The sequence below is a fragment of the Variovorax paradoxus genome (assembly GCA_016806145.1).
In the GTDB taxonomy this organism is placed as follows: Bacteria; Pseudomonadota; Gammaproteobacteria; order Burkholderiales; family Burkholderiaceae_C; genus Variovorax.
Genome location: CP063167.1, coordinates 454,432 through 479,267 on the forward strand (window position 1 = coordinate 454,432; position 24,836 = coordinate 479,267).

Genomic DNA, 24,836 nt, shown 5'->3' on the forward strand with positions numbered 1-24,836 from the left:
GAACATGCAGATGGACCGTTTGCTTCAAAGGCCCGCCGCTGACTCGCTCCATGGACGGCCCCTGTCGGGCTCGCCGTGGTTAAGCGATACAGCGCTGCAGCCGGTGAGCCCGGCCGTAGACAGTCTCGATGCCGCGGAGCCCGCGTCCGCCGCGGCCATCGCGCAGGCAGGAGTCCGTTTCAGTTTCGATCGGTTCCAGGTTCACCCTGAGCAGCGGGCGCTGCTGGAAGAGGGTCGCCCCCTGCGCCTTGGAAGCCGCGCCTTCGATCTGCTGGTTGCGCTGTGCCGGCGCCCCGGCTCGATCGTTTCCACCCAGGAACTGCTGGCCGCCGCCTGGCCGAACCAGATCGTTGACGAAAGCAGCGTGCGGGTCCACATCGCGACGCTGCGAAAGGCGTTGGGAGACGGCCAGGCGGGCAAGCGCTACATCACGAACGTGCCGCTGCGCGGCTACTGTCTCGTGGCGCCGGTCGAAATCGCCGGCGATGCGAACCCGGAAGCGGCAACACCGCCGGTTCCTCGCGAGATCGTCAGGCCGAACGTCGACGCAGGGCTGTGCGCGCCGCCGCATGCCCATGGCTTGATCGGACGCAATCAGGAGAGCGATGAGCTGATGCAGCGCCTGCGGGAATATCGCTGCGTCACCCTCGTCGGCGCGGGAGGCATCGGCAAGACCAGCGTTGCCTTGCCCGTGGCACGGCGTTTCGCGGACGTCGAAGGCGCTGCGGTGGTGATCGTCGAGCTCGGTGCCCTGTCGCATCCGGACCTGGTCCCGATGACCATCGCCTCGTCGCTGGGGCTGATCATTTCGGACGGCCAGCCGCCGCTGCTCGCCATCGCGGCATTCCTGCGCGGCAAGGGCCGCCAGCTGATCGTGCTGGACAACTGCGAGCACGTCATCGATTGCGTCGCGACGGTCGCGGAGCACATCCTGGCGCAAGTGCCGGAAGTCCACTTGCTCGCGACCAGCCGGGAATCGCTTCGGATCCATGGCGAATCGGTGCAGCGCCTCGAATCCTTGTCGCTGCCGCCACCGGCGATGCAGAGCCGGGCGGCCGATGCCCTCCAGTACTCCGCCGTCCAGTTGTTCGTCAAGCGCGCGTCCGCGAACACCAGCACGTTCTCGATGGGCGACGCAGAGGCTCCGCTCGTCTGCGGCATCTGTCGCCGTCTCGACGGCATTCCCCTGGCCATCGAACTCGCGGCGGGTGCCATCGAGGCGGTCGGGTTGCGGGGACTCGTCGAACGACTGGGGGGACGGTTGGGAAATCGCCTCGTGATGACGGGACGCGGGCGCCGCACCGCCTTGCCCCGCCATCAAACGCTGCGCGCCACGCTGGACTGGAGCTTCGGACTCCTGCCGCTCGAAGAGCAGGAGCTCCTGGTTCACCTGTCGATCTTCCGGGGCGTGTTCACCCATGCGGCAGCGTCGGCGGTATTCGACCGCCCGCTCGAATCGATGGACGCCTGCCTCGCCGCACTCGTGAGCAAGTCGCTCGTCGTGAGCGAACAGAGCAACGACATGGTGGTCTACCGTCTGCTCGAAACCACGAGGGAGTACGCGGCGGAGCGCCTGGCCGCGAGCGCCGAGGCCAACGACGCCGCGACGCGCCACGCCAGGTACCTGCTGTCGGCCCTGCGGGCGGATGCGTCGGACTGCGCAAGGCTCACCGCCTCCAGCGAACTCGCAGGCCTCGCTCGTGGCGTCGAGGACTTGCGCGCGGCGATCCATTGGGCTTTCGACGCCGAGGAAACCCGGGACCTCGCTATCTCCCTGGTGGCATGGTCGGGGCCGCTCTGGTTCTCGTTGTCCATGCTGTCGGAATACAGAAAACTGGCCGATCGCGCGCTCGAGGCGCTCGATACGGGCAAGCCAAGCGCTGTGAGCGCCGAAGAGGAGATGCGACTGTGCGAGACGCTGGGACATGCGATCTGGCATACCCACGGCGGCGGCGCGGCAATGCAGAAGACATTCAGCCGAGCGCTGGCCATTGCCGACCGCCTCCAGGCAACCTCCTACCAGTTGCGCTGTCGCTGGGGCCTGTGGCTGGTGTGCAATGCCGAAGCGGACTACACCGGTTCTCGACGGCAGGCCGAGCAATTCGGCGAGATCGCGGTCGCCGGCGCCACCCCGGCGGTGCAATACACCTACGAGCGCATGATGGCGCTCGGTACGCACTTCGAAGGCGATCAAGCCCGGGCGAAGGAATTCGCGACGCGCGTGTTGAAGCAGCCGCTGGTTCTGGAACAGACCCTGCGCGGCACCGGCTTTCACTTCGATCAGCGGGTCGCGGGACTCACCGTGATGGCTCGCATCCTGTGGCTGCAAGGGAACGCAGAACAGGCACTCGACCACGCTCGTGCCGCGGTCCGGGAAGCATTGGCCATCGACCATGCGCTGTCGCTGTGCTACGCAATTGCCATCGGAGCAGCTCCCGTTGTCTTGTGGTGCGGGGATATGGAGCAGGCCCGCGAGTGGGTCGACCTGCTGCATCGAACCGCCCATGGGCGCTCACTGCATTTCTGGAAGTCGTTCGGCGAGGGCTACCAACAATTGCTGGAGATGACGGATCGGACGCAGTCCGGCGCCGATGTGCGCTCCGGGCCCGCCATCCTCAGCACGTCCTTGCACGAGACCTTGTGCACCGTTCAACCGGCGTTCTTCGACGAAGCCTTGCTCGAGCGCGCCACGACCGGACAATCCGGCTGGTGCACCCCGGAGCTTCTTCGCATCCAGGGCGAGCGCCAACGCGAGGGCGGCTCGCCCATCGAAGCGCTCGAAACTTTCCGCAAGAGCCTCGAACTTGCACGTGCCCAGCACTCGCACGCGTGGATCTTGCGCAGCAGCACCAGTCTCGCGCGCCTGCTGGGGGAATGCGGCCGATCGGCGGAGGGCGTTGCTCTGCTCGACAGCACATTGAGCCGATTCGAGGAAGGCTTCGCCACGCCCGACCTGCAGCTCGCCACTCGATGCCTGGAGACTCTGCGCCGCCAGCCCGAGTGAGCCCTTCGATGGCCTCGCGCCCGGACCCGGTCCGCGCGATCGCAGCGGTCAATGCAGGACACGGAAGTCGAGGTTCACCAAACCTCTTTGCGCAGCGACACTGACCGCATGCGTGCGGCTGTTCACGCCGAGCTTGGTCATGATCGCGTTGACATGGGTCTTGACGGTGCCCACGGCAATGCCCAGGCGGCACGCAATCACCTTGTTGCCGTGCCCCGCGGAGAGAAGGTTCAGCACTTGCGCCTCGCGCGCCGTGAGCGCCTCGCGCGTGATGCTGTCGGCCATGCGTCGGGCCAGATCCAAGCCGACGAAGCTCTTTCCTTCGGCCACCGTGCGCACCGCGTCGAGCAGTTCCTCTACGCGCGTACACGTCAGAAGGTAGCCATGGACGCCGCTTTGAAGCGCATGCCGCACCACTTGCTCCCGATCCTGCGTGGTCAGCACCAACAACCGGGTCATCGCCTGCGGCCTTGCAAGCTCGCGGTTGGACTGCGCCAGTCGCAGCCCGGTCGAGTAGTCGCAGATCACCAGGCTTGGCGTGTCCTCGAGGTCATCGCAGATCTCGAACTCAGGGTTGGCTCGAAGCGCTGCGGCCAGCCCCGCGGCGACGACGGCATCCGCGTGCTGCACACGGACACGGGTGCGATGGGCATGGATCGAGGTGAACATCATGGATTCCCAGTGGGTTCTAGCGAGGGCGGCATCGACGGAGCGGTCCGCTGAATCGGTGCCTTCTACGAAACGGATCAAGCAATGTGCGCATAGGCCTGCGACAGGCCGACGAGCCCCCGCTGCGCCGCAACGCTCACCACCTGCGTGCGGCTGCCGGCGCTCATCTTCTTCATGATCGCGTTGACGTGCGCCTTCACCGTGGCGACGGAAATTCCAAGCTGGCGCGCGATGAGCTTGTTGCACCGCCCGCCACTGAGGCCGTCGAGCACGTCCGTCTCGCGAGGCGTCAGGGACGCATAGGAAAGGCTTTCGGCCACGCGGTGAGCCACGGCCGCGCTCAGGTAGCGCTGGCCCGCGGCGACCGACCAGACCGCCTGTTCGACTTCTGTGGTCGAGGGACCTGGCACGACGTACCCATGAACGCCTTGGGAGAGCGCTTGCCGGACATGACGTTCGCTCATGTGTTCGGTGAAGACGAGCACACGAAGCATGGATGCCTTGGGCGCAGACTGCGGGGCAGCCATGACGGCCATGGCCGTATCGAAATCGCAGACCAGAACCTCGCAGCGCTGCTGCAGTTCACCCAGCTCCACGCCGGCCTGGATGGCGAGACCGGGCTGCGCGTCCAGTGTTGCTCTGAGGCCGAGTTCCACGATCGGTTCGTGATGCCAGACGCCAACCCGAAGGGGCACGCTCTTGTGCAAAGCTTCCATCAAGATCTCCAGTTCTTGCCACGGACGGGACTGTCTGTGGATGGACGCTATCGTGATCGCGGCGAAGTCTGTGAGCCAGTAATGCGTTGTTAAACGTTGGGAAGGCCGGGAGTTCACGTCCTGTGAACTCTTCTTGGGCGGTCCGGCAATGACGGCGAGGATGGTGTGCGCCACGCCCGTCGGGTGGCAACGCCAACGCTGCGCCACCCGGCTGTGCGAGACGCTGCGTCGATCGGCGTGGGAGCGGTGTGGCTGGCGGTCGCGCCGCGGCTCGGCGCCTTGGTGCAGGGCCCGCCCTGGCAGGACGCGGGCGCTCGCCGGCCGGGCTGCCGGCAAGCAGCAACAGCTCCGACGCGCGGAGCTGCGAATTCATCGTTCGCATCACGACGCGATGCGACGCGCAAGCCACGCAAGCCGCGACCTGCTCATGGCGGGGGTCGGCCAGCCCTCCGGACTGGCCGCGCAGGCGATTGCTACAGGGTAGAGACGGTGCCACCGTCGATGCGGTACTCCGACCCGGCGGACGATGCCGAGCGCGGCGACGCCAGGAACACGATCAGGTCGGCCACCTCTTCCGGCGTGGCGGGCCTGCCGACTGGGATGCCTCCGAGCGCATCCATGATGATCTTCTTGCCACCGCCGTAGTCGGTGCCCGCGTCGGCGGCCACGCGTTCCGCGAACGCGACGGAGGCCTCCGTCTCGATCCAGCCCGGTGCGACGCTGAGCACCCGCACCCCCTTGGGCGTCACCTCCTTCGACAACGACTTGCTGTAAGTCGTGAGCGCACCCTTGGCCGCGGCGTAGGCGGTGGTGGACGCGGGCAGCGGCAGCAGGCGCTGGATGGAGCTGACATGAACGATGACACCCGAGCCTTGCGCAAGCATCGACGGCAGCAGCGCACGGTCCAGGCGCACGGCCGGCATGAGGTTCAGATTCAGTTCGGCGAACCAATGCTCGTCACTGATGGCCGCGAAGCCGCCGCCCGGCGTGCTCGAGCCGCCAAGCACATTGATCACGATGTCGACACCGCCCCATTCTTCAAGGACGGATTCGGCGAGGCGTTTCACGCCATCGGCGGTCATCAGGTCGGCGAGGACGTACGAAACGCCTTCCACCGGTGCGGCCGGTGCCTTGCGCGCGGAAGTCGCCACCCGGGCGCCGGCATCCACGAGGGCACGCACGACCGCGGCGCCAAGGCCCAGGGTGCCGCCGGTGACGACTGCCCGAAGGCCATCCAGTTTGAGATCGAAGCTCATACGGCAATCTCCAGGTTTGCGATCAGGCCGCGCTCGAGGCGGAAGAAGAATTTGAGGTCGATCGGGCTGCCGCGAAAGTTGCCGGCCACGTGGGCTTGCACCTGGTGGACACCGTCGACCAACTCCGAGGAGAAGGGGTCGGTCGTGCAGGTGTACTTGGCGTCGGCTGCTTCCTTCCACGCCCTGATCGCGTCGCGACCGATGTACGTGTGGCCGTCATCCTTCACGACGGCCTTGGGGGTGAAGCATTGCGCCACGCTGTCGGGCCCTTGCGGGTCCGCCGCAAAGTAGGCGGCGATGGGTTCGGGAAGAGTGGGAGAGGCCATGGTGTGCTGCTTGGTTGGGACAGATCGAAGGATGCGCCCGCGTGTCCCTTTAGAGAATCTCCTAGAATCCGAATGGCTCATGTAGAGAAAAGCACATAATGCGAGGCTCCGACTTTGCCGAACTCAAGGCTTTCATCGCCGTCGTCGAGAGGCAAAGCTTTGCCCGTGCAGCGGAGCACCTGGGTCTGTCGCCGTCGGCGCTGAGCCAGACCATCCGACAGCTCGAGTCGCGCATCGGCGCGCGCCTGTTGAACCGCACCACACGCAGCGTCGCTCCATCGGCCAGCGGCGAACAGCTCTATCGACGCGTAGCCCCGCTGTTCCGCGAGATGGCCGACGCGGTGGCCGAGGCCAGCGACGCCACCGGGCAGATGAGCGGGACCCTGCGCATCAACACCCTCGGGATCGCTGCAAGAGAAATCATCGGGCCGCGACTCGGCCGCTTCCATCGCGCGCATCCGGACGTCGTGCTCGACATCGTCGTGGACGATGCGCTGGCCGATATCGTCACGGGCCGTTTCGATGCCGGGATTCGCGTGGGTGGACAGCTCGAGAAGGACATGGTGGCCGTCCGCCTGACGCCCGATTTGAAGATGGTGGCCGTGGCCTCCCCGGACTACCTGGCGCGCCATGGCACGCCGAAGTCACCTCATGATCTGCACGGCCATCGGTGCATCAACTGGCGACTCCGGATGGACGGGAGGCTCTACCGATGGGAGTTCGAAAAACGCGGCAAGCGACTCGAGGTTGCCGTGGAAGGTCCCGTCGTCACCAATCACGCCGACATCGGCGTGGCGGCGGCGCTCGACGGACTGGGTATCGCCTATCACTTCGAGCTCGATCAGGTGGGCGATTGGCTGGCGCAGGGACGGCTGGTCCAGGTGCTCGCCGACTGGTCCATCTCGCGCCCGGGGTTGTTTCTCTACTACTCGAACCGGCAGCACCGCCCCGCGCTGCTGGGCTCGTTCATCGACTGCCTGCTGGACCGGGAGCCGTCCGGCGAGATCTAGCGGGGTACGCATGCGGTTGCATGGGCTTGATACAGAAGCGTCAGGCCCACAGGGGCAGAGCGCGGCAATTGCAGAGCGCTCGCCCTGTGGCGATACGCCACTATTTGGTCTGACCGACGGCGTCCAGAATCACCTTCGCGACACGAGCGGGCTGCGATTGTTGCGGTACATGGCTGGCATTCAGGGTCGTGACGCGAGCACCGATCTTCTTCGCGAGGTCGTGCTGCAGCGCCGGTTGAATCATGCGGTCCGCGCTCGCGACGATGTACCACGACGGCTTGGTCTTCCAAGCAGCCACGTTGATCTTCTGCTCGAACGACTTCCCGAGGATCGGCCCCTGGGTCGCGGTCATCACCGAGGTGGTGGCTGCCGGAAGGTCTTGGGCGAAATACTTCGCGATGCCCTCCTTCGTCATCGTCAGGAAGCCGGAAGCGTCGGCCGTGATATGCGCGGTGCCGGGGGGCGTCGGATATCCCTTTCCGAGCTCGGCGGAGGTCTGACCCGCATCGGGTGCGAATGCGGCGACATACACCAGCGACGACACCTTCTCGTTCGCGCCGGCCTCGGTGATGACCGAGCCACCCCAGGAGTGACCGACCAGGACAACCTTGCCGGGCTGCGCGTCGATGGCGCGTTTCGCAGCGGCCACGTCGTCCTCGAGCGAGGTCAGCGGGTTCTGCACCGCGACCACGTTCAGGCCCTTGGCCTGGAGCAGCGGGATCACCTTGGCCCAGTCGGACCCGTCGGCGAACGCACCGTGGACGATGACCACGCTCGGCTTTTCGGTTGCGCTGGCGACCGATGTGAGCGCGAGGCTCGCGACGATGGCGGCGGAGGCGAACTTGATGTTTTGAACGGCTTTCATGACTGTCTTTCGGAATGGAATTTGGGGAGGTGTTCGAGGAGGTTGGGTTCGGCTCACTGTGCCGCGGCGAGATTCTTCAGAGCCAGTCGATGCTCGGCGCGCACAGCAGCGAACCTGGCGGGCATGCGCTGCGCGGGAGTGAGGCCATCTTCGCTGCCCGTGGGTGCGTCCCCTAGGCGTTTTGCCAGTTCGAATTCCTCGGCAACCAGCTGGCGAGTTTTTCCTTGCACCGGCAAGCGTGCGGGATAGCGATGGGGAGCGAGCTCGGCGGCGCTGAGCATGAGCACGCCGTGGTCGACGATGGCACCCGATCGCACCGCCTCCACGAACTCCATCTTGACCTGGCCACGCGATACCCCGGACCATTCGGCTCGGGACCCGCAGCGCTCACGTCGGATCTCGCACTCGGTGAGGCCGATTTCGCCTGCAATGATGATGTCGCCGTTGCGGATCGATTGCGCCGTTTCGGCACGCACATGTTCTCGCTTGAGGCTTTGCGACTGGGCCCACGTGGCGACACCCAGCAGGCATGCGATCGTGGCGGCGCTGCGGAAAGTTCGGTTTGACTTCATGACGTTGACTTCCAAAGAGGGTTGTAGAGAAGAAGGACACAGGTCTGTGTGAGCCTGTGCCTGAAGTTTCACTTTGCGTGTGCTTCTCTACATCGTCCTCGCGCAGGGGACCGCGCTGGGCTGCAGGCATGTAGGCGCCCTCGAACTCGAGGCAAGCCCCGATCTCGGCAAAAAGTTATACGCCGGGGCTGCGCGGTCCGATCCATCGATCACCTCATCTGTCGCCACGATGTTGCGATTGCGTATCCCGGACCGGCACGAAGACGCGGCGGACGGCCCGGTTTCGAAGGTACAGAGAAAGCCACGCGCCGCCCCCCAACAGCAGGCACACCAGTTGGGGCGGCGATCCGATTTCGCCCAGACGCAGATGGGTACAGATCGCTCCACCCAGGAACCCGGTCAGCAGCACCGCGCCAAGCACGCTGGTGACGGGAATCACGAACAAGGCGATGCACACGACGAGAACGCCTCCAATGACCGCGCAAAGAGCCTGGGGGAACCCCGTTCTCTGCATGTTCTCGGCCAGGAGCTCGGGGGCGAAGAGGCATACCCCCGCATCGATCGACAGAATCAGGACGACGAGGGCGCCCACGACGCGCCCGGTCCACGCAGCGGCAGGCGACGGACGGTGAGATTCGCAATGCATGTCGACGGCATCAATAAGCCGGGACGCGTGCCTTGGAAGCCGCCTGATCGACGGCCGGCCTCGCCTGGCCACCGAAGTCCGTCGGGATCCGGCTGTTGAAGAACGCGCCGGCGCGGAGGTTCTGGTTCGCCGCGCGTGCCCGTGTTCGGGCTTCCATCTCCACCTCCGCGCGATCGCGCGGCGAGATCAAGGCTGTTGCCACGCCCGACGACGCACCTTCGGCGTAAGGATTCGAGGCGCGCGTTGCGGCACGCGCCTCGGCCTGCACGACGTGACGACTCTGGTTCGATTCATGACGCAGGACGCCCTGATATTCCTCTGCAGCCGCCTGAGAGGCGGCGCCGGCGAAGAGGGGCATGGCAAGGATGACGATGGCTTTTTTCATGGATGTAGAGGGATCGAAGGTCTGGAAAACGAACTGGCACGGATACGTGCGACATTCGCAATGATTTGATATCGCAATCTTTGTTATCGCGATATGTATTTGAGCATTGCTTGCTTTTTCTTGTCAAGCCATTATTTGCCGCGATAATGAATCGCTGTAAAACTCACGATCAGGCTCGAGGAGCGACCATGGCGGACCCAGCCCCCCTTCCTCTGGACGAACATCTGTGCTTCACGCTGTACGGTGCAGGCATTGCCATCAATCGGACTTACAAGCCGATGCTGGACGAGTTCGGGATCACCTACCCTCAGTACCTGGTCCTGAATGCGCTATGGGAGAGCGGTAGCTTGACCATCGGCGCCCTCGCGGCCCGGCTGGCCCTCGAATCAAGCACCATCACGCCGCTGGTGAAGCGCCTGGAACTCAACGGTTTTGTGGAACGGCAGCGCAGCGTCGCAGACGAGCGGCAGGTGCACGTTTCGGTGACCGAGCAGGGCCGCGATCTCCAGAAGAAAACGAGTTGCTTGACCGAAACCTTGGGCTCTCGGTCCGGAATGACGGCCGAAGAACTGGCGATCCTCAACGCGCAAGTCCGCAGACTTCGCGACGCGTTGCAAGAATCGGCGGCCCGCGCCGGCCTGTGAGTGGTCATCGGCGCGAGCGGATGGAGGGTTGCCCGAGCCGCTAATGCGCAGTGGGCGATCTGGCTCGCCCGGCCCTGAGGTCCTGTGCGCCGCGCAGCGCCGGTCGAGGTGGTTTTCCCGGACTTTTTTCACGCTTTCGCAAGTATCCATGCAACGTGGGTGCATCCGATGCCATGGCGTGCGGCGTACGCCATGTAATGAAAAAGACCGATGTTTTGGCCACCTCCATGGCAATGGCAAGGGATGGACTGGCCCTCAACCCCTCCGACGCGTTCGAATTCATCGCGGAACTCATCGCCAAGGAAAACCCGGCCTGGGATTCCTACGATCGAAAGGTGGAACGCCTGCTCAAGCTGGGCGCCTGCATCTGGAGCCTGCGGCGCGACCTGATCACGCCCTCGCCCGCGCACCAGCCGCCCGCGCGCTGAGGCTCGTCGCGCTCGCGCGAACGGACTATTCGGGAGGCGGGCCGCCCGGGGTCGAAGGAGGCGCGGCGCCCGAGGCCCAGAGGTCCATGAACCGCCGATTCGCCTCGAGCTTGAGTTCGGCCAGTTCGTTGAGCGCGCTCAGCGGGGCGCCGGGGCCGAGCTCGCGCAAGGTGTCGTGGAGGGCGGTCTCGGACGCAGCCCATGCAGCGTAGAGATCCTCGTCGAATGGCGGCATCGTGGTCTCCTTTGCATTCGTGCACGCGACGTGCGAGCGCACGTCGACCGCTTCTCAATGCTAAAGCGCTACATGTCGGATCGACTCCCCGAGCCGGCACTTTCAGCTCCTCCAAAAGGAGGATGCGCCGATGCGCTCAGCAGGGTCTTGTTTGGTATGCGCACGAGGAGCCTGTCCCACGGCGCCTGTTTTGCGCGATGGCGGCTTGCCAGCCTTCGCTCGCGGGCGTTCGCTGGTGGCGGAGGAACGGCCACAGATCGCCAACCTGCAACCAGACCGAGGAGCGCAGCGTAGGTCACTTCAAGCTGCCATCGGCCTGGTGCCCCCCTTGTCTGCGCCCCCGAAGACTCCTAGGGCAATGGCGAGAGAACCTCCGCGCGAGCCCGTGCGTTGCGAAGCCGCTCGCTGACGAATGCCGTGACGACGGCCAGCGCGATGAACCCCGCCGCGGCGGCGCCGAGGTTCGCGAGCCATCCATGACCCACCATGGCGCCCCCCAGGCTCGCGCCCACGGCCTGGCCGATGTAGATCGAGGAGGTGTTCAACGCGATGGACGCGGCGGTCAGCGAGGGCGCCTCGGCGGCCAGCCGCCCCTGCTGCATGGAATTGGTCGAGGCGAAACCCAGGCCCCACACCACCAGTCCGGCCGTCACCGCCAGCTGGGAGCCCATGCCGTCGTGCAGCAGCACCATACCGCTCAGGATGGCGAACAGGCTGAGCACGCAGGTGCGGAACACGCCGAGGCTCGAAACGAGGCGGGTGGCCAGCATGTTCCCGGCGATGCTCATCAGCCCGAACAGCGTGAGCTCCAACGTGATGCGCAGTCCCGACGCACCCGTCAAGGCGGCGAGGAAGGGACGCAGGTAGGTGAAGAGCAGGAACTGGCCGGCCCCCGCGAACACGGTCACCAGCAGGATCGCCAGCAGGACCCGCGACCCGGCGATCGCCTTCCAGCTGGCGAACGACACCCGCGCACCGACCAGCCGCGCCGGCACGCCCCTGGCAAGGACCGCACTAGTGCACAGGCCCAGCGCAGCCAGCGCGAAGTAGGCCTGGCGCCAACCGAGGGACGAGGCCAGGGCCGAGATCAACGGCACGCCGACCGCGAGCGCGAGCGACCAGCCGAGGAATGCCGTCGCGATCGCGGCGGGGCGCGCGCGACCTTCGACAACGAGCGTGATCGTGCCTGCCGCCTGCGGCGTGAAGATGGCGGCGACCGCCATCGTGACCACGCGCACCGCGAGCAGAACCTCCCAGGAGCTGCTCATCGCCGCGACGGCCTGCGCGGCCGACACGAAGACGATCGTGGCCACGAGCAGCGTGCGCCGGTCGATCCCGCTCGTGAGCCAGGTCATCAGCGGTGAACTGATGCACAGCACCACCGCGCCGGCCGACATCAGCAACCCGGCCGCTCCCAGCCCGATCTCGAAATGATGGGCGAGCTCCACCAGCATCCCCGCCGGTGCGAGCACCACCGAACCGGTGATGAAGTTGCCGAGCATGAGCGCGTACACCGTGCGGGCGACGCCCCGGTTCGCGCCGGGCGCGGCGTGTGAATCGCCATCGGCATGGATCGTTTCGCCTTGCGGACGCATGTGAAGCTCCTCGAGAGGTCTCTGGATGAAGGGCGCAGAGTTCTCTCGACGCTGCTCGTAGCGTAGGGACGAGGCGGCACGGGCGGTAGCCGCTATCCTTGCACAATGGCTGATAGAAAACGCACAGAGGTCGACTGGCAGGACGTGCGCGTCTTCCTCGCCCTGGGCCGCTACCGAAGCCTGTCGGCCGCGGCCCGGGCGCTGCAGGTCAATCACGCAACGATCGCGCGGCGCCTCCAGTCGCTCGAGGACAGCATGGGCGAAAAGCTCGTGGAGCGCAGGCCCGACGGATACGTTCTGACGCCCGCGGGCGAAGAGGCCCTGCACGCGGCCACGGACATGGAAGCCGCTGCGCAGCGGCTCACGCGGACCGGTCGCAACGAGGACGAGGACCTGCGCGGGGTGGTGCGCATCAACGCACCGCCGGCACTCGGCCATGCCTTCCTCGCGACACAACTGGCCAGGGTGACGGCGATCCATCCAGGCCTCGACGTCGACTTGGCGACGGACCTGCAGACCGTCAGCCTGGACCGCCGGAAGGCGGACATCGCGGTACGCATCGGCAGGCCCTCGGATGGCGACCTGATCGCCAAGCCCGTCGGCAAGCTGGTGTTCGGCTTCTACGGCGACGAGGCGCAATGCGAACGCGTGGAACGACAGGGGCTGGCCCCCGTCTTCGTCAGCTTCGACGAGCCGCACTCGAACATGCCCGAGGCCCTCTGGCTGGCGCAGCACTTTCCGCGCTCGCGCATCGCCCTGCGCGCGGAGAACCACATCCTGCAGGCCACCGCGGCCAAGGCCGGTGCCGGCCTGGCCCTGCTGCCGCACTACATCGGACGGCAAGTGCCCGAACTGCGGCCCTGCGCGCTGGCGCCGCTGCCGCCGTCGAAGGAGATCTGCCTGCTCATCCGTGGCCAGGATCGGCACGCGGGCCCGGTCCGTGCCGTGATGCGCCACCTGGTCGACGCCTTCAAGGAGAACCGGGCGCTGTTCAGCGCCTGAAGCGCCTTGCGCGAACGCCTTCAGCGCGCCGACTGCGCATGCGCGCGCGGCGACGTCCCCAACACGCGCTTGTAGGCCCGGGCCAGGATCGCGCCCGTGGAGTACCCGACCCGGTCGGCCGCCTCGTCGAGCGACATCCGCTGCTCGCGCAGCAGGCGTGCCGCCGCCTGCACGCGCCAGCGCGCGAGGTAGCCCATGGGCGGAACGCCGGTGTGTTGCTGGAACCGGGTCGCGAAGGTGGTCCTCGCCATGTGGCACAGGCCGGCGAGCGATGCCATGGTCCACGGGTGCTCCGGCCGCGTGTGCATGGCGTGCAGGGCGGGAAGCAGGCGGGCGTCGCGCCGCGCGCCGGCTGGCAGGGGTTCGCCATGGCGCTCATGGCCCTCATGACGCTCATGGCGCAGTTGCTCGAGCACGACGTGCCGGATCAGCGCATTCACGGCCTCCGTCATGCCCACGCCACGGCCGCCCTCGGCGACGTTGGACAGCCAATGCAGCAGGTCGGTCATCGGCACGAGCCAGGGCAAGGCATCGCTGCGCCGCCGCAGATGGACCACCTCGGGCAGCCGCGCGAGCAGCGGCTCCGCCTGCAGGCGTTCGCTCCAGAAGAAGCTGCCGCTGACCACCGTGGCCCGCTCCGGCTCCTCGCGAGCGGTGCCGCCGGTGGCGGCCTCGAGGTCGACGGCGTAGGTCAGGCCCGCGCGCGCCGATCGATGCGCGACGATGGCGGCGAAGGGCAATGGCGTCGCATGGGGCGTGTCGAACAGGCGATGGGCGCCGCCGCGCGGGAGAAACAGCACGTCGCCATGTTCCACCTGGAGCGGCGCGCCACCGTGCATGCGGAACTGGCAGGGCTGGCCCGAGAAGACGTACAGCGGTGCGCGCCGGCGGTCTTCGATGCCGACCGCGAAGCCCGTGCCCAGGCGAACCTGGAAGTGAAGGATCGGATCGAAGCGCCAGGACTCGACACATGCGTGATGGCTCGCGGCGCCCTGCGACCGCGGGCGCGAGAAGGATGGCTGATTCATCGGATGAGGGGATCGTCGTTGCAGTGGAATGCCCGTCGCCGCTTCGGGCACCCCGCACTCTAGGAAAGCGCGCGGCGCCAGGGAATTTCGATTTTTGTGATACCGTTTTTGAATGACCAGGCCCATCAGCGTCCGGCAGCTCCAATGCTTTCTCGCCGTGGCGCAGGAGCGCAGCTTCCGGCGCGCCGCCGAGCGGCTGTCCATCACGCAGCCGCCGTTGTCGCGCCAGATCGCGGAGCTGGAAACGGCACTCGGCGTTCGCCTCTTCGACCGCAACACGCATGGCGTGCGGCTGACGCCGGTGGGCGAGGTGGCGCTGCGCCGCTTCTCGTCGCTCATGGGGGAGTTCGACGCGGCGGTCGCGCATGTGGCGCAGGCCTCCCATCAATTGCCGCGCCTGCGGCTGGGCGTGCTGAACTGGGTGCAGCTGGACGGCCTCGCGGCCATGGAGCACGGCCTGGTCGAAGGCGGCCATGCCAGCGGTGTGGACGCGCGCACCACCACGACCATCGCCGCGATGTCGGCGCTGCGTAAGAACGACCTCGACGCGGCCATCGTGCTCTGGCCGGCCTCGATGCATCGCCTGCGCGGCGACCTGGTCGGCGAGGTGCCCCTGATGGCCTTCGTGCCCGCCACGTCGGCGCTCGCGCGCAAGCGCGCCATCCCCGTGCGCGAACTGGAGGCGCTGCCGCCCTTCTTTCGCTTCGCTCGCGCCGAGAACGCGCGCATGTATGACGAGTTCACGCGGCAATACGCCTCGCATGGCTTCGTCCCCTCGCAGGAGGCGGGAGGCCCCGATGCACTGCACGTGTTCGCGCAGATCGGATCGGGTCGCGGATGCACCTGCCTGCCCGCCCCGTTCTCGCTGCACCGCTATGCCGGCGTGCAGCCCCGGCCGCTGCGCGAGCGGATCATGGTGCCGCTCGTGCTGCTGACCTCCCTGCGCCTCGCCCAGGAATACCACGACGTTTTGGCGGCCATGGCGACCGACATGCTGAGAGCGGCGCGGCCGGCATCTCGGTGATGCCTCAGTTGCCCACCTTGTCGTCGAAGGCCGGCGAGACCTGCATCGCGCCCCACTGGAACCGGAGGCTCATCCCGTCGTTCGACGGTTCCTGCCTGTCGGTCACGCCCGCGGCGGCATCGAGCTTGGGGCCGAGCGCGATATAGGACGCATAGGGGAAGCGCTCGTCGTGCGGCCAGTTCGGGCTGCCGTCGTAGAAGTAGTCCGAGAGCTGGAACCAGATCTGCAGCTCGCTCTGCGTGACCCGGTCCCTGGCCTGCAGGGTCATCTTCGACTTGCCGAAGGTGCCGCCGATGTGAAGGCGCTTCTGCAAAGCGTCGAGGCGGGCATAGACCGCATCCGAGAACGGCGTGAGCGCGTCGTAGTCGACGAAGGGCCGCATCGCGAGCGCGCCCGATCCCGAATGCGCCTGGATGATCTCGTCGCCCTGCACGCACCGGCCGCTCGCCGCCCACTGGCCCTGGGTGTCGTCGGCGGGAACGATCACGAGATTGTTGTTCTTCAGCGGGCCATCGACCTCCTCGCGCCGCGCCTGCATGTCGGCGCGCAGGTGCAGGTCCACATTCACGTCGGCCAGGAAGGTGGCGCCCGCGCAGCTCCTGTCGACCCGCTTGCTCTGGTAGGTGACGCGGCCCTGCCAGGAGCCGAGCTGGCGCGGATTGCTGCGCAGCTCCTTGGCCGTCACCACGACCTCGCCGTGCGTCGCGTTGGCGAGCACCGCCTTGATCTGCGTCGACGACCACGTGGCGTTGACCGGCACCCCGTCCACCGTCACCCGGCCCGGTTCGTCGCCGAAATCGCCATGCACCACCAGCAGGTTGCCGGCCTTCATCTCGAGGTGGGTGATCACCGGCGCCAGCTTGGTGAAGAGATCGCCATCGACGCGGATGAAGGCATCGGGCGTGATGTGGCCGTCGTCGTCCTCCACGCCCGGTGCCGACATCAGGCCGCGCTTCTGCAGATAGGCCATCACGTCCTGGAAGACGAAGGAGCGGTTCGGCACGGCCACGGGCTCGTACTGGTTGACGCCGGCCATGCGGTCGACGAGCAGGCCGATGGCGGGGTAGCCGTTGGGGTTGGAGCTGCCGTCCCAGCCGACGATCGAACCCGCGCCGCTCGCCTTCAATGCGCTGCGGAAGTTCGCCGACTCGGCATTGCCGCTGTTGCACGAAAAGGTGATGACCAGCGCGTTCGGTGCGAACTTCAGATAGCGGCGCACGAACTTGTCGGTGAACGAGAGCTTCGGCGGATTGCCCTTGCCCAGCGCCTGCCAGATGGTCCGCTCGCGGTGGTAGATGAGGTTGCCTTCCTCGAGGTCCTTGCGGTGCACCGCGTCGTTGAGCACGGTGGCGAAGTCGTCGAGCATCACGGCGAACTCCTTCTGCACACCGGGCCCGTACATGGCCGAATGCGAGTTGAAGTACAGGAAGCCGACATCGCCCACGGCCTTGACGTTCGCCACCGTCATCGCCTGGCGCGTCACGCTGTAGCCGCGCTCGGTCAGCGCCTTCTTCATCGAACGCACCAGCGGCTCGCCGAAGCGGAACTCGTTCGGATGGGGCGCGGGCGCGCCGGAATGGACGAGCAGCACGGCCTTCGTGCTACCCGGGATGGCACGCACGACCGACGACACCGGGGTCGCGCCGGCGGAACGCAGGCCGGCGCGCTGCTCTTCTTCTTCGTCGGGCGCGGGCTTCGGCTCGGGCTGGTTCTTCGGCACGCGCCAGTTGTCGGAGAACAGGTAGTAGCGCCCGTCCTTGAAGCGGGCCCAGAGGCTGGCATCGCCGACGCCGGCATCGTCGAATTCGGCCTGCGCGACGGTCCATGCGCGCAGCGCTTCCCACTGCTCGGGCGTGGCGTTCTTGCGCCCGCCGGTGATGGTTTCGAACTGGTCCGCGAGGCGATCCATCGCATTCAGGCGGGCCACGCTGGCGGCCTCGCCTTCGATCGGCGGCGGCGCGTCACCGCCCCCCGAGGGATCGCCGCCCGATGGAATTCCGCCGGGAAAGAAACCGTTGCCGCCGCTGCCGCCGCCACCGCAAGCGCCCAACGTCACGGCAAGGCACAGGAACGCGGCGAAGAGGAAACGCCGCACGCAAAAAGATCGTTGCATAGACTCAATCGAGGGGGAAAGAACGCTCCGCCCCGGCGCGCTCGCGGGGCAAGAAAGAAGGAGGAGATTCTTCGCGAGCCCCCGAGGATCGACCACAGCCAACACGCGTGAAAACACAGCCCGACGTTCGCAAGGAACGCCACGGGCGCCTTGATTTACCTGTTTTCGGGGATTGGTTCGCCGGCCGGTGCTCCCTAGCATCGCTCGTTTTCCTGACCCTGCCCCGGGCTCGCCACGTCGTGCCGCCGGGCCCATCGATTCATGCAGCGGCACACGCCCGTCCCCGTTTCGCCAACCCGTGGCACCGATTCGTTCCGGGCGGACGGCTGCGTACCTTCTCGATCGACGCGTCGACGGTGGCCTTGAAGCAGACCGCGTTGACCCTGGCCATGGAGGGCTTCGAAGCCGCATTGGCCTCCCTGGCCATCGACGGAAGGGGACGCATGCTCAGCCTGGTCGACACGACCAACGACGTGCAGCAGACGCGCGCGATCACCGATACGACCACCGGCACACTGGGGACCCCGTTTGCGATCCGGGGCCTGCGCGGCCCCATCGCCACGGCCTTCGATTCTTCGCGCGAGGGCGTGAACCATCTCGTGGATTCTTCCAATCTCTACCGCCGCACCATCGACCCCGTCGCAGCCAGCTACACCAACACATCGACCGTCACCCTCGCGCCGACGATCAAGGCCATGGTGCTGCTCAATCGCTGAGGGTCTGGCGCAGTGATGCCGCGGGCGAGTCCCCGGCGCTCGACGTCAGGAAGTCGAGGAACGCCCGCAGCGCCGCGCTCTTGTGGTCGCGGTGCGCGTAGGTCGCATAGAGCCAGATCGTCGGCGGCATCGCATCTTTCAGCACGGGCACCAAGGCACCCGAACCCAGGTGCGCGCGCGCCAGCACCTCGGGCACGCAGGTGACGCCGAGCCCCTTCACCGCCAGCGCGATCAGTGGCGCGGCATCGTCCGCATCGAGGCGGCTGCGCACGGGCACGTAGTGGGTCTTGCCGTCGACCAGGAAGGGCAGCCGGGATGAAGCGTCCCACAGCGAGTAGGTCAGCACGTCGTGCCGGGCCAGGTCCTCGGGCTTCGACGGCATGCCCCTGCGCGCCCAGTAGCGCGGCGACGCGCACAGCACCAGCGGCACCGGCCGCAGCTTGCGCACCACGACGTCCCGGGCCTCGATGGGCCCGATGCGCAGAGCGACATCGATGCCGCCCATCACCAGGTCGTCGTCGCGATTGCTCAGGTGGATGCTCACGTGCACGTCGGGGTGGTCGGCGATGAAGTCCTCGATCTGCCAGCCCAGCTGGCTCAGCGACAGGCCGTGCGGCGCCGCGACCCGCAGCCGCCCGCGCGGATGCGCCGCGAAGTCCGACAACTCCGTGCTCAGCTCCCGCAGCAGGCCGAACAGCGGCACCAGCCGCCGCGCGAGCGTCTCGCCGGCGTCGGTCGGCGTGACCGAACGCGTCGAGCGGTTGAGCAGCCGCACACCCACGCCCTTCTCGAGCTGGGCCACGATCTTGGTGACGCTGGCCTTCGAGATGCCCAATGCGACGGCCGCGCGCGTGAAGCTCTTGCGGGCGACGACTTCGCCGTAGACCTTGAGCTGCTGCAGGTCCTCCATGGCCTAGGGCGAAGCCTTCGCGAGCCGGTCCTGTCCTTCGCCTTCCCAGCCGCCGCCGAGCGCCATGAACACGGCGAACTGGCCGTCCGCGAGCCGGGCCTCCGATGCCGCCAGCGCGGCCTCGCTGGCCGCCAGCGTGCGCATGGCGTCGAGTGCGTCGAGCTGCGCGGTCTTGCCGTTGACGTAGAGCGCGCGTGCCTGCGCCGCGACGACGGCGCTCTGGTCGCGCGCGGCCGCCAGCGCCGCATGCCGGTCCAGTTCGCGGGCGTAGGACTCGAGAGCGCTCTCGACCTCGCGCAGCGCCGTGAGCACGGTGGCATCGAAGCGGGCGGTGGCCTGCCGCGTGGCGGCCTCGGCCTGCGCGATGCGCGCGCGGGCCACACCGTTGGTGGGCAGCGTCCAGCTGATCAGCGGGCCCAGGCTGTAGCTGAACGACTCGCGGTTGCCGAACCGGTCCATGAAGCCGGCCGAACCGGCCGACAGACCCAGCACGACCTTGGGGTAGAGCTCGGCGGTCGCCACGCCGATGCGGGCGGTGGCGGCCGCCAGGTTGCGCTCGGCCTGGCGCACGTCGGGCCGGCGACGCAGCAGGCTTGCACCATCGCCCACGGGCAGCGGGCCCGTCACGCGCGGCGGGCTGTCGCACGCGGCCACCGGGGCCAGGAAGTCGCGCGGGGCCTCGCCCGTGAGCGTGGCCAGGCGGTACAGCGCGTTCTGGCGCTGCGCCTGCAGCGGCGGCAGCGCGGCGCGCAGCAGTTCGAGCTGGCCGCGTGCGCGCGCGGTGTCGATGGGCCCCACCCTGCCGGCCTGCTGCAGCCGCTGCGCGAGCCGTACGGCCTCCTCCTGCAGCCGCACCGACTCGTGGGCGCTGCGCAAACGCAAGCCGGTGGCGCAGGCCTCGGCGTAGGCCCGGGCGGTGCCGCCGGCGACGTTCACGCGCACCAGGTCGACGGCGGCCTGTGCCGCGCCGCTGCCGGCCTCGGCCGCTTCGATGGCGCGGCGCAGCTGGCCGAACAGGTCGAGCTGGTAGGACAGGTTCGCACCCATGCCATAGGTGAAGCGGCTCGGCGGTTCGTAGTCCTTCTGCACGAGCGTCAGCCCCGAGACATGGCCGAAGCCGGGGCCGCCGCTCAGGGCCAGCGTCGGACGCTCCGGCGCGCGCACCTCGGCCTCGAGCGCCTGGTCGCGCTCGAAGCTGGCGACGGCCTGACGCAGGTCGGCGTTGTGCGCGAAGGCCCGCGCGACCAGCGCATCGAGCTGCGGGTCCTGGTAGAGCTGCCACCAGTTCGGCGGCAGGGCCGCGTCCGCCGCGTTGCCATTGGCCGACAGGAACGGTCCCGCGGAGGCCGCCTGCGCGGGCGAGAGCGCGGCCGGCGCGACGTAGTCGGGGCCGACGGGCGAGTGCGCGCAACCGGCGAGGCACGCGGCCGCCGCGACGGCGATCAGGCACCGATGAAGGCGGCTCATCCCGGAAGCTCCGAGCGGCGCGCCGCGGCCGCAGCCTCCGGCGCCGCCGATGTACCGAGCACCTGCACCGTGACCGTCTGGCCCGTGACCAGCCGCGTGCCCGCCGGTATCGCGTCGAGCTTCACGCGCACGGGCACGCGCTGCGCGAGCCGCACCCAGTTGAAGGTCGGGTTCACGCTGGGAAGCAGGTTGGCGCCGGTGCTGCGATCGCGATCGGCGATGCCGGCCGCGATGCTCTCCACGGTGCCTTCGAGCGCGTCGGCGTCCATCGGCGTCACGCGCACGCGGTCGCCCAGGTGGATGCGCGGCAGCTTGTTCTCCTCGAAATAGCCTTCGACGTAGACCGACCCCGCATCCACCAGCGCCATCACCGGATGGCCGGCGCTCGCATAGGCGCCTTGCCGCAGGTCGAGGTTGGTCACGAGGCCGTCGGCGGGGGCATGCACCTGCGTGCGGCGCAGATTGAGCCGTGCGGTGTCTAGCGCGACCTGCGCCTGCCGCAGCGCCACCTCGGCCGCGCGCAGCGTGCCGTTCGCCTGGTCCAGCCGCGCGCGCGACTGCTCGCGAAGCTCCTGCGAGACCAGCTCGCCCAGGCCCGCGTTGCGGTTGTTCTCGCGCTGTGCCTGCGCGATGAGGATGCGCTGGTTGTCGAGCGCGACGGCCTGCGCGGCAACGGCCGCCTCGGCCTGCTGCACGGCCAGTTCGAAACGGGCCTTGTCCAGCGAGAACAGTGGCGCGCCGGCGGCGACGAACTGGTTGTCGCGCACCGCGACATCGGTCACCAGGCCGGACACGTCGGGCGCGACCTGCACGACCTCGGCGCGCACGCGTCCGTTGCGGGTCCAGGGGGCCAGCTCGTAGTGGTCCCACAGTTGCCAGGCGGCCCAGCAGGCCGCCGCGACGGACGCCAGGGTGACGAGCAGCCGGATGCCGCGGCGGGCCCAGGCGGGAAAGGGAATGGCGTCAGGTTTCATGGAGAAGGAAGGGAGTGCGAAGCGCGGAGATCAGGTGGCGAAGACGCCGGTGAAACGGGCCAGGGCGAAGAGCAGCAGCACGTACACCGCCAGGTCGAACAGGGCCGGGTGCCATACCCAGCGGTAGACGCCGGCCCGCGACAGCAGGCGGCGCAGCGCCCAGGAACACGCCAGCGCGCCGCCGGCCAGCAGCATCAGCCCCGGCAGATACACACCGTGGAAACTCGTTTCGATCATGGGTGGAGCGCGCACTGGGCCGCTGGAAAGAGGTTGCGTCGAAGGCCCACGAGCGCGGCGATGGCGGCATCGGCAGGCCGCGCGGCATCGCCATGCAGCGCGCCGAGCAGCAGGCGGTCGATCTGCGGCAGCAGCGGTTCATCGCGCCGTGGCGCCCCCGTGGCCTGGGCGCGGAAGACCCGGGCCGCGTCCGCGAGCAGGCGGCCGACGGCTTCGGCGGGAAGGCAGCGGCGCCACTGCTGCAGGCTCGCGATGTCGGCACCCATGCGCAGGTCGCGCAGCGCGAGCCGCGCGTCGGCCCGGGCCGCCTCGCCCGCGCCCGGTGCCGTGCGCGGTGCGAGCAGCGCGATGCGGTCCAGCATCCGGCCCGCATAGGCGTCGCGCGCGGACGCGTCCTGGGGACGGGCAGCAAGGTCGGCCAGATCGAGCGAGGTGGCGCGCCGTAGGCGCCGGGCACTCCAGTCGCTGCCCACGCTGCGCACCAGTGCCGTGATGCGCGCCGCGGCCACCGCGCCCAGGATCAGCGCGAGGTTCGAATTGAGCAGGCTCGGCAGGTCCGCGCTGGCGGTGTCCTGCAAGGCGAGCGTGCCGGCCACGCCGAAGAACATGCCCAGTGCCGCGAGCGAACTGGCGGGCCGCGCGATGTAGCAGCCCACCAGCAGGAAGAACGGCGCGATGCACAGCGCCAGCATGCCGAAGTCGCGCGCCAGCGGCATCACCACCAGCACGCAGAACACCGACACCGGCAACGACCACAGCAAGGCGACGACGAACTTGTGCATGGCGGGCACCGGATCGTCCATCGTCGCGAAGAAGCTGCAGAAGACGGCGGCCGACATCGCCGCGGCCGAGCCCGAGGGCCATGCCGTGGCGATCCAGACCGCGCAGCAGGCGCAGGTGGTCAACACGGCCGTCGCGGCCGAGCGCAGTGCCAGGCCCCGGTCGCGATGCAGCACTCTTCCGCCGAGTGCCGCGGTGCGCCGCAACGGCAGCGCGCTGCCGGTGAGGCCGGTGTCGATGTCGGCGCGCAGCGCGATGCAGGCCTGCCAATCGCGCACCAGTTCCTCGAGGCGCACGGCGAGGTCGATGCGCAATGCGCGAATCCACGGTGACGACGCCGGCCCATCGGCCAGCGCGCGAAACGTGGCGCAGGCTTCGTCGATGGCCGCGGGCGGCAGGCTCGCTCCTTGCGGCGCCATCCGTCCTGCGTGCCGCCCGAGCGCCGAGGCGATGTCCGCCGGCACCTTGCCCTCGGCGGCCCTCAGCGCCTCGAGCCGGTCCTCGATCGCCGACAGCGTGGGCGTGAGCGCCGAGAGGCGGTCCTGCATGGCGCGGATTGCGCCCGCGGTCCAGCGCAGGTTGCCGGTGTCGAAGGGCACATGGGTCGACAGCAGGCGCAGCTGCGTGATGTCCAGCGCCAGCCGCTGGCGGTCCGCAGCCATGCGCGCGCCATCCGCGTGGGCAAGGCCGTCACCGAGCAGGTCGCTCATCCAACGGCGCGCGTCGCCGAGTGCGCGATCGAGCAGGGCCAGCAGCGATGGCGCGAGGCTCGCCGGCAGAACGAGGCTGTGGACCAGACTGGCGCCCAGGATGCCCAGCCCGATCTCCTGCACGCGCGCCACGGCGGTGTCCAACATGGCCGCGGGCGCTTCGACCAACGGGAAGCCGATGAGCGCGGCCGAGTAGCCCGCCAGCAGAAAGACATAGGAGCGCGCGCTGCGGTCCAGCAGCGAGAGGTAGAGGCACTGTCCGGTCCACAGCGCGAGCGCCAGCGTCAGCAGTTCGGGCGCGTCGGACAGCGACGGGATCAACACCACCGTGGCCGCGCAGCCGAGCAGGGTGCCCGCGAAGCGATAGAGCGCCTTGGAGCGCACGTTGCCCGCGAGCGGATGCGCCACGATGTAGGCGGTCATGAAGGCCCAGAAGGGCCGTGGCAGGCCGGCGCGGCAGGCCAGGTACAGCGCGAGCATGGCGCCCGCGAAGCTCTTGAGGGAGAAGAGCATCTCGGGGCGAGAGAAGCGAATCCTTTGCATGCATCGATGCTAGGCAGCGGTGCCCGTGTCGGACATTGCATTCCTGGCCGAACGATTTCTCTTTTCGGCCACGGCGCAACGTGCGCCCCTTTCATTCAGAGCCGCCAATTCGACGCAGCGAGAATGGCCGGCTCGCAGCAACGATCATGGAGACCATGCCCCGCCCCGAGGTCGTCCCCGAAGGCCTGGATTACCAACTCACCGTGCCGGTCATGGCCCTGCGCGTGGACGTCGAGGCGCGTGCGCGCGAGATCCCGATCCACCAGCACCAGATGGGGCAGCTCGTCATCGCGCTGCGCGGCGCCGTGTCGTGCGAAGTGCCGGGCGCGTTGTGGATGGTGCCGCCGCAGGCGGGCGTGTGGATTCCGGGCGGCACGCCGCACAGCAACCACGGCACGGCGAACGCGCTGATCTTCTATCTGTTCGTCGCGCCGGGCACGGGCGCCTTGCCGACGAAGTGCTGCACCCTGGCCATCAGCACCATGCTGAGCGAAATGATCCAGCACCTCGCCGGACTGCCGCCAAGCTACGAGCCCGGCAGCGCGACCGACCGGCTCGCGCATGTGCTGCTCGATCAGCTCGGCACGATGCCGAACGAGGACTTCTCGTTGCCGATGCCGCAGGACGCGCGGCTTCGAAAGATTTCGCGCGCCATCACGCTCGACCCCTCGGACCGCCGGACCCTGCAGGACTGGGCCGCCGAGACCGGCACCAGCGAGCGCACCCTGACCCGGCTGTGCACGGCGCAGACCGGCCTGAGCTTCGGACGCTGGCGGCGCCAGCTGCACATGATCGTCGCGCTTCGCGAACTCTCGGGCGGCGCGACCGTGCAGCAGGTGGCCTATGGCCTGGGCTACGAGTCGCCGTCCGCCTTCATCACGATGTTCAAGAAGGCCTTCGGCAAGCCGCCGGCCACCTACATCGCCGAGCGCTTCAAGGTGGGCGCCTGACCGCGCGCGGGCGACGAGCGGCCGATGGTGG

At 68.1% G+C, this 24,836-nt stretch carries 25 protein-coding genes; 8 read left to right on the forward strand and 17 right to left on the reverse strand.

From position 1 onward, the window contains the following. Positions 1-10 precede the first annotated feature (10 nt). The gene (locus INQ48_33065; protein ID QRF62376.1) at positions 11-3,004 is read left to right on the forward strand and encodes a winged helix-turn-helix domain-containing protein; all 2,994 of its coding nucleotides are present in this window, start codon (positions 11-13) and stop codon (positions 3,002-3,004) included. Between the two features lie 48 nt (positions 3,005-3,052). On the opposite strand, the gene INQ48_33070 is transcribed toward INQ48_33065, so the two are convergent. From INQ48_33070 to INQ48_33085, 4 genes are all read right to left on the reverse strand, one after another. Then, positions 3,053-3,673 (reverse strand): response regulator transcription factor, encoded by a 621-nt coding sequence (locus INQ48_33070; protein QRF62377.1) that lies wholly within the window; start codon positions 3,671-3,673, stop codon positions 3,053-3,055. 77 nt (positions 3,674-3,750) lie between these two features. After that, the gene (locus INQ48_33075; protein QRF62378.1) at positions 3,751-4,563 is read right to left on the reverse strand and encodes a response regulator transcription factor; all 813 of its coding nucleotides are present in this window, start codon (positions 4,561-4,563) and stop codon (positions 3,751-3,753) included. A gap of 299 nt (positions 4,564-4,862) precedes the next feature. Next, positions 4,863-5,645 (reverse strand): SDR family oxidoreductase, encoded by a 783-nt coding sequence (locus tag INQ48_33080; GenBank protein ID QRF62379.1) that lies wholly within the window; start codon positions 5,643-5,645, stop codon positions 4,863-4,865. Then, positions 5,642-5,971, reverse strand: a complete 330-nt coding sequence (locus tag INQ48_33085; protein QRF62380.1) for a nuclear transport factor 2 family protein — start codon at positions 5,969-5,971, stop codon at positions 5,642-5,644. The genes INQ48_33080 and INQ48_33085 overlap by 4 nt, the downstream gene beginning before the upstream one ends. A gap of 98 nt (positions 5,972-6,069) precedes the next feature. On the opposite strand from INQ48_33085, the gene INQ48_33090 reads away from it, so the two are divergent. Continuing rightward, the gene (locus tag INQ48_33090) at positions 6,070-6,981 is read left to right on the forward strand and encodes a LysR family transcriptional regulator (protein ID QRF62381.1); all 912 of its coding nucleotides are present in this window, start codon (positions 6,070-6,072) and stop codon (positions 6,979-6,981) included. A 100-nt stretch (positions 6,982-7,081) separates the two neighbouring features. Here the strand turns inward: INQ48_33090 and INQ48_33095 are convergent, their stop codons facing one another. From INQ48_33095 to INQ48_33110, 4 genes are all read right to left on the reverse strand, one after another. Further along, positions 7,082-7,846: an alpha/beta hydrolase gene (locus INQ48_33095; protein ID QRF62382.1), complete on the reverse strand. Its 765-nt coding sequence runs from the start codon at positions 7,844-7,846 to the stop codon at positions 7,082-7,084. Between the two features lie 53 nt (positions 7,847-7,899). Further along, positions 7,900-8,433: a hypothetical protein gene (locus INQ48_33100; GenBank protein QRF62383.1), complete on the reverse strand. Its 534-nt coding sequence runs from the start codon at positions 8,431-8,433 to the stop codon at positions 7,900-7,902. 199 nt (positions 8,434-8,632) lie between these two features. After that, positions 8,633-9,064, reverse strand: coding sequence for a DoxX family protein (locus INQ48_33105; protein QRF62384.1), 432 nt, complete (start codon positions 9,062-9,064; stop codon positions 8,633-8,635). 10 nt (positions 9,065-9,074) lie between these two features. Beyond that, positions 9,075-9,449: an alpha/beta hydrolase gene (locus INQ48_33110; GenBank protein ID QRF62385.1), complete on the reverse strand. Its 375-nt coding sequence runs from the start codon at positions 9,447-9,449 to the stop codon at positions 9,075-9,077. A 188-nt stretch (positions 9,450-9,637) separates the two neighbouring features. Between INQ48_33110 and INQ48_33115 the strand changes: the two genes are divergently transcribed. Both INQ48_33115 and INQ48_33120 read left to right on the forward strand, forming a co-directional pair. After that, complete coding sequence (locus tag INQ48_33115) at positions 9,638-10,093, forward strand: MarR family transcriptional regulator (GenBank protein ID QRF62386.1); 456 nt, start codon at positions 9,638-9,640, stop codon at positions 10,091-10,093. 197 nt (positions 10,094-10,290) lie between these two features. Continuing rightward, entirely contained in the window at positions 10,291-10,521 is a 231-nt protein-coding gene (locus tag INQ48_33120) for a hypothetical protein (protein QRF62387.1), read from the forward strand. A gap of 25 nt (positions 10,522-10,546) precedes the next feature. Here INQ48_33120 and INQ48_33125 read toward each other — a convergent pair whose 3' ends face one another. Both INQ48_33125 and INQ48_33130 read right to left on the reverse strand, forming a co-directional pair. Next, positions 10,547-10,756, reverse strand: a complete 210-nt coding sequence (locus INQ48_33125) for a hypothetical protein (protein ID QRF62388.1) — start codon at positions 10,754-10,756, stop codon at positions 10,547-10,549. Positions 10,757-11,106: 350 nt separating this feature from the next. Further along, a complete protein-coding gene (locus INQ48_33130; protein ID QRF62389.1) occupies positions 11,107-12,351 on the reverse strand; it encodes an MFS transporter in 1,245 nt (414 codons plus the stop codon). 105 nt (positions 12,352-12,456) lie between these two features. Between INQ48_33130 and INQ48_33135 the strand changes: the two genes are divergently transcribed. Next, positions 12,457-13,353, forward strand: a complete 897-nt coding sequence (locus INQ48_33135; GenBank protein QRF62390.1) for a LysR family transcriptional regulator — start codon at positions 12,457-12,459, stop codon at positions 13,351-13,353. A gap of 20 nt (positions 13,354-13,373) precedes the next feature. Here the strand turns inward: INQ48_33135 and INQ48_33140 are convergent, their stop codons facing one another. Further along, the gene (locus INQ48_33140) at positions 13,374-14,381 is read right to left on the reverse strand and encodes a helix-turn-helix transcriptional regulator (protein QRF62391.1); all 1,008 of its coding nucleotides are present in this window, start codon (positions 14,379-14,381) and stop codon (positions 13,374-13,376) included. Between the two features lie 112 nt (positions 14,382-14,493). Between INQ48_33140 and INQ48_33145 the strand changes: the two genes are divergently transcribed. Continuing rightward, complete coding sequence (locus INQ48_33145; GenBank protein ID QRF62392.1) at positions 14,494-15,405, forward strand: LysR family transcriptional regulator; 912 nt, start codon at positions 14,494-14,496, stop codon at positions 15,403-15,405. A gap of 4 nt (positions 15,406-15,409) precedes the next feature. Here the strand turns inward: INQ48_33145 and INQ48_33150 are convergent, their stop codons facing one another. After that, positions 15,410-17,500: a hypothetical protein gene (locus tag INQ48_33150; GenBank protein QRF62393.1), complete on the reverse strand. Its 2,091-nt coding sequence runs from the start codon at positions 17,498-17,500 to the stop codon at positions 15,410-15,412. Positions 17,501-17,625: 125 nt separating this feature from the next. Between INQ48_33150 and INQ48_33155 the strand changes: the two genes are divergently transcribed. Then, positions 17,626-18,234: a hypothetical protein gene (locus tag INQ48_33155; GenBank protein QRF62394.1), complete on the forward strand. Its 609-nt coding sequence runs from the start codon at positions 17,626-17,628 to the stop codon at positions 18,232-18,234. Here INQ48_33155 and INQ48_33160 read toward each other — a convergent pair. Genes INQ48_33160 through INQ48_33180 form a run of 5 tightly spaced genes read right to left on the reverse strand, consistent with a single transcriptional unit; the run spans position 18,224 to position 23,825 of the window. After that, positions 18,224-19,144, reverse strand: coding sequence for a LysR family transcriptional regulator (locus INQ48_33160; protein ID QRF62395.1), 921 nt, complete (start codon positions 19,142-19,144; stop codon positions 18,224-18,226). The genes INQ48_33155 and INQ48_33160 overlap by 11 nt on opposite strands. A 3-nt stretch (positions 19,145-19,147) precedes the next feature. Beyond that, positions 19,148-20,611: a TolC family protein gene (locus tag INQ48_33165; protein QRF62396.1), complete on the reverse strand. Its 1,464-nt coding sequence runs from the start codon at positions 20,609-20,611 to the stop codon at positions 19,148-19,150. After that, complete coding sequence (locus INQ48_33170; GenBank protein ID QRF62397.1) at positions 20,608-21,585, reverse strand: HlyD family secretion protein; 978 nt, start codon at positions 21,583-21,585, stop codon at positions 20,608-20,610. The genes INQ48_33165 and INQ48_33170 overlap by 4 nt, the downstream gene beginning before the upstream one ends. A gap of 30 nt (positions 21,586-21,615) precedes the next feature. Next, positions 21,616-21,822 (reverse strand): DUF1656 domain-containing protein, encoded by a 207-nt coding sequence (locus tag INQ48_33175; protein QRF62398.1) that lies wholly within the window; start codon positions 21,820-21,822, stop codon positions 21,616-21,618. Next, positions 21,819-23,825, reverse strand: coding sequence for an FUSC family protein (locus INQ48_33180; protein ID QRF62399.1), 2,007 nt, complete (start codon positions 23,823-23,825; stop codon positions 21,819-21,821). Before INQ48_33180 ends, INQ48_33175 begins: the two co-directional genes overlap by 4 nt. A gap of 242 nt (positions 23,826-24,067) precedes the next feature. Between INQ48_33180 and INQ48_33185 the strand changes: the two genes are divergently transcribed. Next, positions 24,068-24,805 carry a helix-turn-helix transcriptional regulator gene (locus INQ48_33185; protein QRF63054.1) on the forward strand — a complete coding sequence of 246 codons (738 nt, stop codon included), beginning with the start codon at positions 24,068-24,070 and terminating at the stop codon, positions 24,803-24,805. The last annotated feature ends 31 nt before the right edge of the window (positions 24,806-24,836 follow it).

Coding starts and splice junctions, on each gene's coding strand:
- INQ48_33165 (QRF62396.1), bottom strand. CDS start 20,611: ATGAGCCGCCTTCATCGGTGCCTGATCGCCGTCGCGGCGGCCGCGTGC.
- INQ48_33170 (QRF62397.1), bottom strand. CDS start 21,585: ATGAAACCTGACGCCATTCCCTTTCCCGCCTGGGCCCGCCGCGGCATC.
- INQ48_33095 (QRF62382.1), bottom strand. CDS start 7,846: ATGAAAGCCGTTCAAAACATCAAGTTCGCCTCCGCCGCCATCGTCGCG.
- INQ48_33185 (QRF63054.1), top strand. CDS start 24,068: ATGGCCCTGCGCGTGGACGTCGAGGCGCGTGCGCGCGAGATCCCGATC.
- INQ48_33160 (QRF62395.1), bottom strand. CDS start 19,144: ATGGAGGACCTGCAGCAGCTCAAGGTCTACGGCGAAGTCGTCGCCCGC.
- INQ48_33130 (QRF62389.1), bottom strand. CDS start 12,351: ATGCGTCCGCAAGGCGAAACGATCCATGCCGATGGCGATTCACACGCC.
- INQ48_33085 (QRF62380.1), bottom strand. CDS start 5,971: ATGGCCTCTCCCACTCTTCCCGAACCCATCGCCGCCTACTTTGCGGCG.
- INQ48_33070 (QRF62377.1), bottom strand. CDS start 3,673: ATGTTCACCTCGATCCATGCCCATCGCACCCGTGTCCGTGTGCAGCAC.
- INQ48_33125 (QRF62388.1), bottom strand. CDS start 10,756: ATGCCGCCATTCGACGAGGATCTCTACGCTGCATGGGCTGCGTCCGAG.
- INQ48_33105 (QRF62384.1), bottom strand. CDS start 9,064: ATGCATTGCGAATCTCACCGTCCGTCGCCTGCCGCTGCGTGGACCGGG.
- INQ48_33180 (QRF62399.1), bottom strand. CDS start 23,825: ATGCTCTTCTCCCTCAAGAGCTTCGCGGGCGCCATGCTCGCGCTGTAC.
- INQ48_33110 (QRF62385.1), bottom strand. CDS start 9,449: ATGAAAAAAGCCATCGTCATCCTTGCCATGCCCCTCTTCGCCGGCGCC.
- INQ48_33145 (QRF62392.1), top strand. CDS start 14,494: ATGACCAGGCCCATCAGCGTCCGGCAGCTCCAATGCTTTCTCGCCGTG.
- INQ48_33120 (QRF62387.1), top strand. CDS start 10,291: ATGAAAAAGACCGATGTTTTGGCCACCTCCATGGCAATGGCAAGGGAT.
- INQ48_33080 (QRF62379.1), bottom strand. CDS start 5,645: ATGAGCTTCGATCTCAAACTGGATGGCCTTCGGGCAGTCGTCACCGGC.
- INQ48_33090 (QRF62381.1), top strand. CDS start 6,070: ATGCGAGGCTCCGACTTTGCCGAACTCAAGGCTTTCATCGCCGTCGTC.
- INQ48_33115 (QRF62386.1), top strand. CDS start 9,638: ATGGCGGACCCAGCCCCCCTTCCTCTGGACGAACATCTGTGCTTCACG.
- INQ48_33175 (QRF62398.1), bottom strand. CDS start 21,822: ATGATCGAAACGAGTTTCCACGGTGTGTATCTGCCGGGGCTGATGCTG.
- INQ48_33140 (QRF62391.1), bottom strand. CDS start 14,381: ATGAATCAGCCATCCTTCTCGCGCCCGCGGTCGCAGGGCGCCGCGAGC.
- INQ48_33135 (QRF62390.1), top strand. CDS start 12,457: ATGGCTGATAGAAAACGCACAGAGGTCGACTGGCAGGACGTGCGCGTC.
- INQ48_33065 (QRF62376.1), top strand. CDS start 11: ATGGACCGTTTGCTTCAAAGGCCCGCCGCTGACTCGCTCCATGGACGG.